This is a genomic window from Arthrobacter sp. CJL-S3 (assembly GCF_056711635.1).
Genome location: NZ_CM160046.1, coordinates 3,552,322 through 3,565,586 on the forward strand (window position 1 = coordinate 3,552,322; position 13,265 = coordinate 3,565,586).

The following is a 13,265-nucleotide window of genomic DNA, read 5'->3' on the forward strand; positions in this document are numbered from 1 at the left end:
TGGTGGTTACCAGCTGGCTCCGGGGTACTCGCGGGCGAGCACCTGCATTTCGGCGAGGAGGTAGCCGAGGTGTTCGGAGTGCAGTCCCTTGCGTCCGCCGCCGGGGGCGGGCTGGACCTTGGGGACGTCCAGTTCGGCGGCGGCGAGGACCTCGCCGGTGAGCCGGTCGAAGTCGGCGCGCAGGCTGGACGGCTCGACGGCGGCGCCGCTCGCGCTGAGGCGGTCGGTGAGTTCGTCGTCGCGGAACAACTCGTCGACGTAGGGCCAGATGACCTTGAAGGCGTGGATCATCTTCTCGCGGGACTCGTCCGTGCCCTGGGCCAGGCGCAGCACCCACTGGGCGCTGTGGTCGCGGTGGTAGTCCACTTCCTTGACGGCTTTGGCGGCGATGCCGGCCAGGGTGGCGTCGGTGGACTGGGTCAGCCGGCGGTAGAGCTCGAACTGGTAGTAGCTGACGACGAACTGCCGGGCGATGGTGACGGCGAAGTCGCCGTTCGGGAGTTCGAAGATCTCCACGGAGCGGAACTCGGGCTCGCGGCGGAAGTACGCGAGGTCATCCTCGCTCCGGCCGTCGAGTCCGCCGGCGTAGCTGAGGAAGGACCGGGCGTGGCCCAGCTGGTCCAGGGCGATGTTGCCGAGGGCGATGTCCTCCTCAAGCTCCGGGGCGCGGGAGATCCAGTGGCCCAGGCGCTGGGCGAGGACCAGGGCGTCATCGCCCAGACGCAGGGCGAACTCGGCGACGTCCTCGCTGGGCTTGGCGGTGCCGCGGCTGACGGCGAGGGCGATGTCCTCCGGGCGGAGGGCGTTGCCGGGGGTGATGCGGGTGGCGCTGGCCGTGGCCTCGCCGCTGTTGCCCGATCCCTTGACGCCGACGGAGATGTCGCCATGGCCGCCGGTTGCTGTTTCTGCGGGGACCGCAGCAGCCGCAGTTTCAGGTGAGGTGCTCACAGGTGCTTCACGCCCTCGCTCTTGGTGTAGTACGTGGCGTGCCGGTAGTCCTTGCCCTGGGGCGACTCGAAGAACGAGCCCTTGGCGTCCGGATCGCTGGAGGCGATGGCGTCAGCCGGGACAACCCAGATGGACACGCCCTCGTTGCGGCGGGTGTAGAGGTCACGGGCATTGCGCAGGGCCATGGCGGCGTCCGGCGCGTGCAGGGAGCCGGCGTGGACGTGGGAGAGGCCGCGGCTGGAGCGGACAAAGACTTCCCAGATGGGCCAGACGTTACCTGCGTGCGGTTCGGGGGTGGTCATGCTGCGGATTCCTTCTCTGCTAGCTTGCGGCTCTGTTTTTCCGCGTAGGCGGCGGCGGCTTCGCGGACCCAGGTGCCTTCGTTGTGGGCTTCGCGGCGCCGTTCCAGGCGCTGGGCGTTGCAGGGGCCGCGGCCGGCGAGGACTTCGTGGAATTCATCCCAGTCCAGCGGGCCGTGCTCCCATTTCTTGGTGTCCTCGTTAAAGCGAATGTCCTTGTCCGGGAGGGTGAGCTCCAGGACCTTGACCTGCTCCATCATCATGCCGACGAAGCGGTTGCGCAGTTCGTCGTTGCTGAAGCGCTTGATGTTCCAGGCCATGGACTGCTTGGAGTTGGGCGAGTCGTCATCCGGCGGGCCGAACATCATCAGGGCGGGGGCGTACCAGCGGTTCACCGCCTCCTGGGCCATCTGCTTCTGCTCCGGCGTGCCGTGGGAGAGTTCCAGCAGGATCTCGAAGCCCTGGCGCTGGTGGAAGGATTCTTCCTTGCAGACGCGGACCATGGCGCGGCCGTAGGGGCCGAAGGAGGCGCGGCAGAGCGGCACCTGGTTGGCGATGGCTGCGCCGTCGACCATCCAGCCGATGGCACCCATGTCGGCCCAGGTGCGGGCGGGGTAGTTGAAGATGGAGGAGTACTTGGCTTTGCCGTCCATCAGGTCCTGCATCATCTGATCGCGCGGCTGGCCGAGGGTCTCGGCGGCGGAGTACAGGTACAGTCCGTGGCCGGCCTCGTCCTGGACCTTGGCCATGAGGATGGCCTTGCGTTTGAGGCTGGGGGCGCGGGAGATCCAGTTGGCTTCCGGCTGCATGCCGATGATTTCCGAGTGCGCGTGCTGGGAGATCTGGCGCAGCAGGGTCTTGCGGTATGCCGGAGGCATCCAGTCGCGGGGTTCGATCCGCGAGTCTTCCGCCATGACTTTGTCGAAGTATGCCTGGCCTTCAGCCTCGCGCCGGGCCACATCTTCAAGGCTCTGTTCGTGCCGTGCCGCTGTTGGCTCTCCGGGCACTGACTGCAGGGTCTGCGATGCCATGGTTGCTCCTATGCATTTCCGATAAATAATTACCGACCGTTCGTTCAGGATATGCGGAAGGCGGGAGATGCGTCAAGCACCGGGGCGATCTGCGGCACGCGGGCGCAGATCGCCGGTGGTAGCTTGAACTCGTGAATATCGGCGCCGGCAAGAAGCTCCCCCTCTGGGCCTCCGTGGCCCGGAACATGCTGATCGCCCTGGTGGCCGTCTCCCTGGTCCAGGGGTTCCTGGTGAAGGCGTACCGGATCCCGTCCGGATCGATGGAGCCGACGCTACAGGGATCCGCGGACGGCGGGGACAGGATCCTCGTGAACCGGCTTGCCTATGCGGGCTCCGAACCGCATGTCGGGGACATCGTGGTGTTCACCCGGCCGGACAGCTGGCAGGCGGAATCCGCCGTGCCACGCAGCGGAGGGGTCGCGGGGTTCGCGCGTTCGTTCGGTGATGTGACTGGGATCGGCCCCTCCAACGAGCAGTTCCTGGTGAAGCGGGTGGTTGCGACCGGTGGCCAGACCGTCAGCTGCTGCGGAGACGACGGTCAACTGCGCATCGACGGCCAGCCGCTTGACGAGCCCTACATTTTCAAGGATCTGCCGTTTGAGGCGGGCAGCCTCGACTGCCAGACCAGTCCCCTATCCCTCCGGTGCGTTCCCCCGTTTACCGTCCCCGAAGGCGAACTGGTGGTACTGGGTGACCACCGTTCCAACTCAGTAGATTCAGCCATCGCTTGCCGTAAGCCGGCTGATGTCGCTGGCGACTGCGTCAGGACGATCCCGTCCTCGGCCGTCGTCGGGCATGTGGCGGTCAGGTTCTGGCCGCTGAACCGTGCTGGCGGAGTCGGCTGACCTTATCGACAAACGAAAATCCCCTCGGAACAAGTTGCTCCGAGGGGATTTTTCACTGCTCAATCAAATGATGTCCGGCTTCGCGCCGGCAGCCGCGTCGCCGGCCGCGCAGGCAATTCAGCGCTTTGGTCGTAGACGGGCGCGGGTTCCAGGTGGTCCCGCTGGGATCCGACAGACACGGGCTCCGGCTGGGTTTCATGGGACTGATAGGCGGTGTAGTACCGGTACGAACCTGCACCGGTAGTGGGCACACAGTTGAGGATGGTGCCGAGGACGTTGCCGTTCACCCGGTTGAGGTTGCCGAGAGACTTGCCCAGCTCCTCATCGGTGGTCTTTCCGGCCCTGATGACAACAATCGCCCCGTCGGCGATGCGCGTGAGGACGGCGGCGTCCGTAACAGGTAGCAAGGGCGGAGCGTCGACCAGCACGATGGCGTCCTGGGCGAGGGTCTTGAGCAGGGTCTTCATGGCCTGCGACCCCAAAAGCTCGCTGGGGTTCGGCGGGATCCGGCCGGATCCGAGCACGCGCAGGTTGGGCATCGCGCTCCATTCCTGCAGCACGTCCTCCAGCTCGGCATGGCCGCTGAGGACGTCGGTTACACCGACTCCGGGAACGAGATTGAAGACATCGACCAGGGTGGGGCGGCGAAGATCGCCGTCGACGACAACGACGTTTTCGCCGGCGGCAGCCATGGTGACCGCCAGGTTGGCCGTCACAGTCGACTTGCCCTCGGCCGGGACGGAGCTCGTCACTACGATGATCCGCGGGGGATTATCGACGTCGACGTACTGAAGATTAGTCCGCAGCTCCCGCAACGCTTCAGTGATGGCATGCGAGCCTTCGCCTGCCGCGATCGGACTGAACCCGTCGTCCAGCACTTTACTCTTGCCGTCCAGACGGTGGTCCACGGGGAGCGTCCCCAGCACCGGAATTCCGAACCGGCGTTCGATCGCAGTAGCACTGCTGAGGCGGCGGTCCAAGCGGTGGCGAATCAAGGCATAGGCGAGACCAAACGCCAATCCCGCCAGAGCCCCGATGCCCAGCGACAACTTCACGTTGGGGGAAGTTGGGGCGGTCGGCAGGACGGCTTGACCCAGCGGAACCACCCGGATCACCGGAACCTGCACGACATCTGAACCCTCGACAGCCGGGATGCTCTCGAGCTCTTTGACTTGCTCAGCCAGGCCCCGGACCCAGGCGTCCGCGACACGCTGAGCCATCGCGGGGTCAGTGGACGTAGCAGTGACGGCAAGCTGAGCACTTTCCTTCGGCACGGTCACGGAGACGGATCCCTGCAGGGCGTCCGGCGAAGTATTCAGGCCAAGCTCCGTAACGACGCGCTCGGCCACCAGCCTGGACTTAGCCACGGATTCGTACTTGGTTGCCTTGGTCTGGGCCAAGTTCTCGCTCATGAGCGAAAGGCTGAGGTTGTCCGAACCGCCTGCCACCACAAGCCCGGTGGACTGTGCGGCGTAGATCTTCGGCTGCAAGAGGGTCCAGCAGAAGGCGAGCACGGTCAGTGCCAGCGTGAAAGCGAGGATGCCTTTCCAGCGTGCTCGGGCGATGCGCAGGTAGTCCTCCAGCGCAAGTCCGGCCGCAGTCTTCGCATTGTCTTCGGCCGCTTCAAAACCAGTCACGCTTAGGTCCTCTCCCCCGTGCCTGGCCCCAACGACCCACACGAAAATTTACTGTACGGTACGCCGACCGCGTTGGTGTGCATATTAACCGCGCAGGAGCAGTCCCTGCGTGACTAGTCCGTCCACGGCCGCATCCAGCAGCGCTTCATAGCCTTGGGGCAGCCCATGCACGGCCTCAATCCGCTCCGCCAAAGTCTGCATCGAGACAGGACGTCGGGCGGACTTCCATATGACGGGTCCGATGCCGCTGAGCTTGGTGAGTTCGGCTTCCGTCAGGATCAACAAGTCCTCGCCTATCTCGACAGCGTCAACTGCGTGCGCGGCCTGCAGCCAGCCTGCGGGAATTGAACCTGACGGTCGTGAGCCCGCTCCCCGAGCTGCTGGCCACGGCTCTGGCTCCAACAGCACCGGAGCCCATTCCCTGCTGGTTCCCTGCGGTCTGACGGGAGCCCTTTGAAAGAGCGGCGCGACGCTTTCCGCCAGGTCGGCCGCTTCCGAATAGCGGAGGCGAAACACTCCGCCGACGCTTTCAATGAGTCGGCAGAGTGATTGAAGCGGCTCGACCAGGGCGGCCTGGGATGATGTGTCGGGAATGAGCGCCAGCACTGCCTCGACCAGAGGGACGGGCTCGATGACAGGAAGCTGGTAGTCCGCCCCGGTAACTCTGTCGAGCAGCGCGATGGCTCGGAGTCGGGGTTTTTCCGGGGCGACTTTCAAGCCCAGCTCGTCCGGGCCTACCTGCAATTTGGCGGCGCCCCGCGCTGCCTGCTTAAAGGACAGCGGCTTCGGGTATGGCACAACCGTCCCATCGACCCGAATCGCCAGAGTTTCGTCAGTTATATAGCCAAGTGACCGGGCAAGTTGCGACGAGGCCGTCGTCTTGCCGGTGCCTGACTTTGCGACAAGTGCAATAACAGCGCCGCTGGGATCCGCGACACCGCAGGCGTGGAGCATGGTGAGCTCGCCTGCGCTTTCGAGGATGGCAGCGACTGTAATTTCGGAGGTCACGGCTTCAGCCAAGCCCTCAAAGGTCTCCGAACCGAGGTGCCTGACGCCCCCGCCTGGAACCCGGGAGTCAAAATAGACAGATGCAGTAAACGGCAAACTTGCAGTGCCGGGAACAGCCTCCAGGGCAATGAGGTTCCTGGGCTCACTGAGGCAGCGGCTCCACGCCTTGACCATTGATTGCCGCTGACTAGTTGTGACTCGTGCACCCCAGCTGACGGTGAATGGAGTCTTCAGCACCTCGACATGCAAGTCAATGGAATCCTTCACCGGATTTCACCAATTAGAAACACTGAGCCGTTCCGAATAGGCGATCTGTCACTGCATGGCGGGTCGAAAGGGCTGGACAAGACCTCAGCTATCAAACACCCACGCCGCTGGGCCCATTCCGACATGGTTCCTCCAAAGTGTTCCCAGAAATCTGCTAATGGCTATTAGACCACTCAGGGAACGCTCGGCGGACACTCACCCGGGCGGCGGCGGAGCATTCGCCCCTACGCGTTCAGGTTGAGAGTGGAAGAGGCTTCAAGCTGGTTGCCTGGGATGGAGAAAGTGACCTTGAAGGTGTAGCTGTACGCGGCGTTGTCGTTACCGGCGGCCTCATGGGAGAAGCCGCTGAAGGTAAAGAGCTGGTTAGCACCTCCCGCGATGGAAGCCAATGTTTGAAAGTAAATTGTGTAAGCTCCGGCTGCGTAAGCCCCGGCAGTCGTCACGCTTCCCCCCGACATTGCGGTGAGACTGACTTGCGGCGCACCCGTGATAGTTACCTTAACAATGATTCCTGCGGGAATTGCGGCACCGGGCGTGTTACTGATTGTGAAACCCGTAGAGACCGTTGCGGTGCGGTTTGCTTTTCCTTTGAACGACACACCCTGTGTCCGCGCGGCAAGGGCCATGGTCGCGGTCTTCGGCGACGCCGCAGCGGCCGGAGCCGCAATAGCTGCCGCGATAACGGGCACGCTCCAGGCCGCGCCCTTCACAACGGAACGGCGGTCGAAACTAGCTTTCGGTGCGGTCAGGCTCTTGATCTCCGACATCTTTACCCCAAGTTCTTGTGCTGTGGAGAACCCCCGTCGGGCAAGCTCCTGCCGAGCGTTTCGGCGTTCTTGAACGACTGTACGCAGAAAAGCGTGAATCTTCAATATCAAGATGCTTTATTTTCAAGAACGACAGAAAGCGGCCCTATCTCCCAAAGGCGGGACGGTAGAGCCCGGCGCGGCTAGACTCGAAAGCCACGCCACCGGCACGAGTCTCGCGAATGGAAGTTGGGAAAACCTTGGAAGCCCCCCACCCCGTCCGGATCCTGACGGTCTGCACCGGCAACATCTGCCGTTCGCCGGTTGCCGAGCGCCTGCTGCAGACCGGCTTGGACCAGGTGCAGCCCGGCGCTTTTCTGGTGAGCAGCGCCGGCACGCGCGCCATGGTGGGCGATCCGATCCAGCCGCTCTCGGCCGACATCATCAGGACGTACGGCGGGACCCCGGATGATTTTGCGGCACGGCTGCTGACGCCCAAGATCCTCAGGGAGTCCGACCTGGTGCTGGCGATGACCGCCAAACACCGCGGCGCCGTGATGCAGATGGACGCCTCGCTGCTGAAGCGGACCTTCACCATCCGCGAATTTGCCCGGATGCTGCAGGTCCTCGAACAGCGCGACGCGCCTTCCGCCGTCGTCGACCTTCCCGCGTTCTGGCGGGAACTCCCGGCCCGGGCCGCCTCCGTGCGGCACCTGGCGTTGGCGGCGGAGGCCGCCGACAACGACGTGGTGGACCCCTACCGGCGCGGCCAGGAACTGTACAACCAGATGGAGGACGAGCTGGCCCCGGCCATCCTCGCCATCCTGCGGTTCGCCCGCCAGCACAGCTGATCGATTTTGCCTCTGCGCCGCCGGCATCTTTTGGCGGAGCGCGGTGGTAGTGTCCGGCCATGGGAACGTCGCCGGAACCAGTAGCAGCCGCAGGCTCAGCCGCGGCCCCGGGCGGCACGCACCGCCGCCGCACCCTTGCCATCGTCATCATCGCCGGGCTGCTGGTCCTCGCCGTCGCCGCCGCCGCGTTCCTGCTGAACCGGCCGCGCGCCGAAACCGCGGCCCCGGCGCAGACCTCCGCCCCGGCCCCGGAGACAACCCCGCCCTCTCCCACCCCGGAACCCACGCCCACCCGGACCCCTGATCCGCCGCCCGCTGCGCTCAACATCCTGCTGGTGGGCAGTGACAGCCGGGTCAATGAGCGGGCCGTCGCAGCCTCCGGCGCCACCTCGGACCAGCGCGGGGACGCCCTGGTCCTGCTCCATCTCCCGGCGGACCGGCAGGCCATCTACGGGATCTCGATCATGCGCGACCTGTGGGTGGACGTCCCCGGCTACGGTGCGGCCAAGGTCAACGCCGGGCTGGAACTGGGCGGAGTGCCGCTCATGACGCAGACCGTGGAGGCCCTGCTGGGCCAGCCCATCAACCACACCGTGATGGCGGACTTCCAGGGCTTCGCCGCCATGACCGATGCGCTCGGCGGGGTGGATGTCAACATCACGCAGCCCTTCACCAGCACCGTCGACGACATCTTCTACTTCCCGCCGGGGGTGAACAGGCTCACCGGGGCGCAGGCGCTGGCCTTCGTCCGCGAGCGCCACGCCTTCTCCGACGGCGACTACCAGCGCGTCCGGAACCAGCAGACCTTCCTCAAGGCCATGATGGCCAAAATGGCCGCCGAGGGCGGGCTGACAGACCGGAACACCATCAAGCAGCTGGTGTCAACCGTCCTCCCCCACGTCACGGTCACCCCCGGGCTCACGGTGGAAACGCTGGAACAGCTCGCCTTCAGCCTCCGCGCCACACCGCCGGGCAACGGCCTGTTCTTCACCCTCCCGACGGCCGGCGTGGGGTTCAGCCGAGACGGCCAGTCGATCGTCCGGCAGGACCCGGCCGCGACCGCCGCCGTGGCCGCCGCGCTGGCGTCCGGGACCCTGGGCGAGTACATCGCCGCGAACGGGCTGCAGAACGGGAACTGAGGCGCCGCCGTCGCCGGCGGGAAGACCTGACCTCAGGGTTCCCGCCGGCGTCCCGAACGGTGCGCTACCCCGGTAGCGAACGCCTACGCCAGGGGTGACCGTGGCTCTATATATTGGGTCCATGACCCAGACTCCCGTGCAGCCGTCCCCGCAGCCCCCGGTTGCCAAGAAGATCCCCGCCCTCCGCACGCACCACGGTGATGCCTTCGAGGACAACTACGAGTGGCTGCGGGACAAGGAATCCGCCGAGGTCGTGGAGCTGCTCAAGGCCGAGAACGCCTACCAGGAGGCCGTGACCGCGCACCAGGAGCCGCTGCGCGAGGCCATCTTCCAGGAGATCAAGGGCCGCACCCAGGAGACGGACCTCTCCGTGCCCCACCGCAAGGACGGCTGGTGGTACTACACCCGCTCGGTGGAGGGCAAGGAATACGGCATCCAGTGCCGCGTCCGCGCCCAGGACACCGGGGACCGGGTCGCCGACTGGACGCCCCCCGCCGTCGAGGTCGGCGTCGAGGTTCCGGGCGAGGAAATCCTGCTGGACTGCAACGTCGAGGCCGAGGGCAAGCCGTTCTTCGCCGTCGGCGGCGCCGCCGTGACCATCGACGGGCACCTCTACGCCTACGCCGTGGACAACGCCGGCGACGAGCGGTTCACGCTGCGCTTCAAGGACCTGCGGACCGGGGAACTCCTGCCCGACGTGATCGAGAACATTTTCTACGGCGTCTCCTTCTCCCCCGACGGCACCCGGATCTTCTACACCGTGGTGGACGACTCCTGGCGGCCGTACCAGGTGAAGTCGCACGTGCTGGGCACGCCCGTCGAGGGCGACGAGGTCATCTACCAGGAGGACGACGTCGCCATGTGGCTGGGCTTCGAGCTCTCCGCCGACCGGCGCCACCTGGTGCTGAGCATCGGCTGCTCCGAGTTCAGCGAGACCCGGCTGCTGCGCTTCGACGCGCTTGACGCCGGGCTGACCACCGTGGTCTCCCGGGACGAGCGCATCCTCTACGAGGCCGAACCATTCCTGCTGGCGGACGCGTCGGGGACACAGTCCGAGGCCATCGTCCTGACCCACAACAGGGACGCCATCAACTCCATGGTTTCGCTGCTGGACCCGGCCGAGCTCAACAAGCCGGTCGCGGAGCAGCACTGGACCACCGTCGTCGAGCACTCCGACCAGGTGCGCGTGAACGGCGCCGGCGTCACCTCCACACACCTGGTGGTCTCCGTCCGCAAGGACACGATCGAGCGCGTGCAGGTCCTGCCGCTGGCCGGGCTGGGCACCCCGGAGCAGGGCGCGCCGGTGGAGCCGGCCTTCGAGGAGGAGCTCTACACCGCCGGGGTGGCCGGTTCCGACTATGAGGCCCCCGTGATCCGGATGGGCTACACCTCCTACTTCACCCCGTCCCGGGTCTACGACTTTGTGCTGCCCACCGCGGAACAGCCCGCCGGCGAGCTGCTGCTGCGCAAGGAAAGCCCGGTGCTGGGCGGCTACTCCGCCGCCGACTACGTCGCCACCCGCGAGTGGGCGGAGGCCTCCGACGGGACCCGGATCCCGCTGTCCGTGCTGCGGCACGCCTCGGTGCAGCGGGACTCGACGGCGGCCGGGCTGGTGTACGGGTACGGCTCCTACGAGATGAGCATGGACCCCAGCTTCGGGATCCCGCGGCTGTCCCTGCTGGACCGGGGCATCGTGTTTGTGATCGCGCACATCCGCGGCGGCGGGGAACTGGGCCGGCACTGGTACGACACCGGCAAGAAGCTGCAGAAGAAGAACACCTTCACGGACTTCATCGCGGCCACCGACTGGCTGGCGGAGTCCGGCTGGGTGGACCCAGCCCGGATCGCGGCCATGGGCGGCTCGGCCGGCGGCCTGCTGATGGGCGCCGTCGCGAACCTGGCGCCGGAGAAGTACGCGGCGATCGTGGCCGCCGTCCCGTTCGTGGACGCGCTGACCACCATCCTGGATCCGGAGCTGCCGCTCTCCGCGCTGGAGTGGGAGGAGTGGGGCAACCCGATCACCGACCGCGCCGTGTACGAGTACATGAAGTCCTACACCCCGTACGAGAACGTCCGCGCTGTGGCGTACCCGAAGATCGCGGCGGTCACCTCGTTTAATGACACCCGGGTGCTGTACGTGGAGCCCGCCAAGTGGGTGCAGCGGCTGCGCGAAGTCAACACCGGCAGCGAGCCGATCGTGATGAAGATCGAGATGGAGGGTGGCCATGGCGGCGCCTCGGGCCGCTACGTGCAGTGGAAGGAACGGGCCTGGGACTACGCCTTCGTCGCCGATTCCCTCGGCGCGACGGAGCTGCTGCCGGGCGCCGGGCTGAAGTAGCCCCCCCTCCCCCTCCCCCCATCGAGTGCTCCGCAACGGCCCTTTTGGGACCCCATAAGGGCCGTTGCGGAGCACTGGATGGTCCGGGCTGGCTCGTCCTCGCAGGGCGTTCGCCCATTCGCCACAAATGGCTGCCATGGGCGTGTGGCGTACGAAGCCAGGTCAAGGCCAGCGTGGAGGTTGCGACGGATGCGTGCACTTCATATTCCGAAGCTTGGTGTGTATTCTCGGCCATAGTAAACGGACGTATCCAGTCTGGTGGTCCTCAGAGACCTTATTCCGCGCAGCGACTCGGAGCATTGCTTCGCCAGTCGTAGAAGGCCGCACCGTGGAACCGTTCACGAATTCAAACATTCCCCCTCTGTCCATCGCCCAGGTCGATTGGACCCTGGACGGAGAACACGAGCTTGCGCCATCCACAAGGGCGGCCGCTGGCCTGGTGGCCCTCCAAGAGACGCAGCTGGCTGCCTTGATCACCCGCGTCGGCGAGGTCGAGGCCGCTGAATGGGCCCTTGACCAGGCTAGAGCCGCGTGCGACGTGCAGATTGCTGCTGCCCTGGCCGCTGGCGTGCCGTCTGAAAAGGTCGTCGAGGTGGCAGGCGAACTGGTCCCGACCCTGACTAAGTCGTCGAAGTCAGGGAATCCGCGACTGCCAACGACGGATTCCCCCTTGCTCTAGCGGTTGCTCTTCCAAGCCCGGACTCCTGCAAGGCGGATTCGAGAGAAAGACCGACGCTAGCGCTGGCGCTGCCTACGAACTGCGCTGCGGGCAAATTTCCCGCAACATCCCGATTCCACACGGGCTCGAAGTCAGCCCTGAGCACGACTACCGGGGCGGAAGTATGCAGGGGACGGATTATCGATCCCAGCTCGGCATCGCCTCGGTATTTGACTACCGAGGATCTGACCCCGCCCGGGCACTGGGTTTATCGATGTGGGGCCTGAGAGCCAACAAGTGCTTGGCCAGCGCGACTTCCGGTTGACCAGGATGCGCTTCCACGTATGCCTTAAGTTGTTCCCGTTCACACGCACTCTCCGGATCGGACAGTGCCATCAAGGCCTCGATAGCGGCTATGGCCTGCCGTCGAATGTCCGGCATCTTCTTGCTACGGGGAGCTTCAACTCTGCTGAACGATATTAGGCGAGGACGCGGAGGCGGAGTTCCGCCCAGGCTGCGTTCCGGAAATGAAAACGGGCTGGTCGACATCTGATGTCCCTTATTCCTGTTCCAGTTGAACCTGAAACGGATCCACGGCCATACGCGCTCCCAGGAGCGGGTGCTCGACGCGGAGGACTATAGCATTAGTCTACGCCCGGAGCACAAGGGCTGCTCCTGACGCGTCTGGGCGACGACCGCAACTGAGACCGGGGCACGGATTTCCGGGAGCCGCCTACCGAATAAATGCTCATCATGCTTACTATTGACTCGCATCAGGCACGTCGGTCTGGAAACTGCTCACTGGGGGCAGCAGGAACCGTGCCGGAACTGGAGTTTCTTGTGAGCACCGAACAGGCCATGACCCCGCTGAGCGACGATGAACTGATGGCCGAGGCAGGCACCGCGCTTCCGGACAAGGAAGTGGCCTCCGTCCTGGACCTCAACGCGGACCTGGACCTCGGCCTTAACGCCGCCGCTCCGATCGACCTCGCCGTCGCGGCCAACGCCAACGTCGCCGCCCCGATCGACGCCGCAGCCTCGGCGAACATCCTGTCCTACGGCTCGGACGCCCAGGCGCTCTCCGACCAGGGCGTCATCATCAACCAGGGCATCGCGGCCGACGCCACGGCCGAGTCCACGCAGGACAGCACCATAGAACAGGAAGCCGGCAGCACCGACGGCAGCGACACCGGCGCAACCGAGACCACCGCCGAGGAAGGCGCCCTGCCGACCGACGTCGCCGGCGCCCTGAATTCGAACCTGCTCAACGTGAACGTGGACCTGGACGCGTCCGCCGACATCGCAGCCCCGATCAACGGTGCCGTGGCCGCCAACGCCAGCGTCGCCGCCCCGATCGACGCCGCCGTCGCCGCCAACATCGGCTCGATCGACAGCAACGCCTACGCCGTCTCGCAGCAGGACGCAATCATCAACCAGAACATCGAGGGCGAAGCCACGGCCTCGGCCGACCAGCAGTCCGACCTCCGGCAGTAGTCCC

At 65.6% G+C, this 13,265-nt stretch carries 12 protein-coding genes; 6 read left to right on the forward strand and 6 right to left on the reverse strand.

Going from position 1 to position 13,265, the window contains the following annotated elements:
- Positions 1-6: 6 nt before the first annotated feature.
- Genes paaC through paaA form a run of 3 tightly spaced genes read right to left on the reverse strand, consistent with a single transcriptional unit; the run spans position 7 to position 2,278 of the window.
- Positions 7-948 (reverse strand): 1,2-phenylacetyl-CoA epoxidase subunit PaaC, encoded by a 942-nt coding sequence (gene paaC, locus AC06G6_RS16260; protein WP_479823721.1) that lies wholly within the window; start codon positions 946-948, stop codon positions 7-9.
- Positions 945-1,250 carry a 1,2-phenylacetyl-CoA epoxidase subunit PaaB gene (gene paaB, locus AC06G6_RS16265; protein ID WP_024367847.1) on the reverse strand — a complete coding sequence of 102 codons (306 nt, stop codon included), beginning with the start codon at positions 1,248-1,250 and terminating at the stop codon, positions 945-947. The genes paaC and paaB overlap by 4 nt, the downstream gene beginning before the upstream one ends.
- Positions 1,247-2,278, reverse strand: coding sequence for a 1,2-phenylacetyl-CoA epoxidase subunit PaaA (paaA, locus tag AC06G6_RS16270; protein ID WP_479823723.1), 1,032 nt, complete (start codon positions 2,276-2,278; stop codon positions 1,247-1,249). The genes paaB and paaA overlap by 4 nt, the downstream gene beginning before the upstream one ends.
- 131 nt (positions 2,279-2,409) lie before the next feature.
- Here paaA and lepB point away from each other — a divergent pair, with 131 nt between their 5' ends.
- Positions 2,410-3,123 carry a signal peptidase I gene (gene lepB, locus AC06G6_RS16275; protein WP_479823725.1) on the forward strand — a complete coding sequence of 238 codons (714 nt, stop codon included), beginning with the start codon at positions 2,410-2,412 and terminating at the stop codon, positions 3,121-3,123.
- A gap of 59 nt (positions 3,124-3,182) precedes the next feature.
- Here lepB and AC06G6_RS16280 read toward each other — a convergent pair whose 3' ends face one another.
- The 3 genes from AC06G6_RS16280 to AC06G6_RS16290 all read right to left on the reverse strand — a co-directional run bounded on the left by AC06G6_RS16280 (position 3,183) and on the right by AC06G6_RS16290 (position 6,802).
- Positions 3,183-4,760, reverse strand: coding sequence for a tyrosine-protein kinase domain-containing protein (locus AC06G6_RS16280; RefSeq protein WP_479823727.1), 1,578 nt, complete (start codon positions 4,758-4,760; stop codon positions 3,183-3,185).
- A gap of 84 nt (positions 4,761-4,844) precedes the next feature.
- Positions 4,845-6,035 (reverse strand): hypothetical protein, encoded by a 1,191-nt coding sequence (locus AC06G6_RS16285; protein ID WP_479823729.1) that lies wholly within the window; start codon positions 6,033-6,035, stop codon positions 4,845-4,847.
- A gap of 224 nt (positions 6,036-6,259) precedes the next feature.
- Positions 6,260-6,802, reverse strand: a complete 543-nt coding sequence (locus AC06G6_RS16290; protein WP_479823734.1) for a hypothetical protein — start codon at positions 6,800-6,802, stop codon at positions 6,260-6,262.
- A gap of 239 nt (positions 6,803-7,041) precedes the next feature.
- On the opposite strand from AC06G6_RS16290, the gene AC06G6_RS16295 reads away from it, so the two are divergent.
- The 5 genes from AC06G6_RS16295 to AC06G6_RS16315 all read left to right on the forward strand — a co-directional run bounded on the left by AC06G6_RS16295 (position 7,042) and on the right by AC06G6_RS16315 (position 13,261).
- A complete protein-coding gene (locus AC06G6_RS16295) occupies positions 7,042-7,632 on the forward strand; it encodes an arsenate reductase/protein-tyrosine-phosphatase family protein (RefSeq protein ID WP_479823736.1) in 591 nt (196 codons plus the stop codon).
- A gap of 59 nt (positions 7,633-7,691) precedes the next feature.
- Positions 7,692-8,771, forward strand: a complete 1,080-nt coding sequence (locus tag AC06G6_RS16300) for an LCP family protein (RefSeq protein ID WP_479823738.1) — start codon at positions 7,692-7,694, stop codon at positions 8,769-8,771.
- 121 nt (positions 8,772-8,892) lie between these two features.
- Positions 8,893-11,109, forward strand: coding sequence for a S9 family peptidase (locus tag AC06G6_RS16305; RefSeq protein WP_479823740.1), 2,217 nt, complete (start codon positions 8,893-8,895; stop codon positions 11,107-11,109).
- Positions 11,110-11,437: 328 nt separating this feature from the next.
- Entirely contained in the window at positions 11,438-11,788 is a 351-nt protein-coding gene (locus AC06G6_RS16310; RefSeq protein ID WP_479823742.1) for a hypothetical protein, read from the forward strand.
- 837 nt (positions 11,789-12,625) lie between these two features.
- Entirely contained in the window at positions 12,626-13,261 is a 636-nt protein-coding gene (locus AC06G6_RS16315) for a peptidoglycan-binding protein (protein ID WP_479828727.1), read from the forward strand.
- The last annotated feature ends 4 nt before the right edge of the window (positions 13,262-13,265 follow it).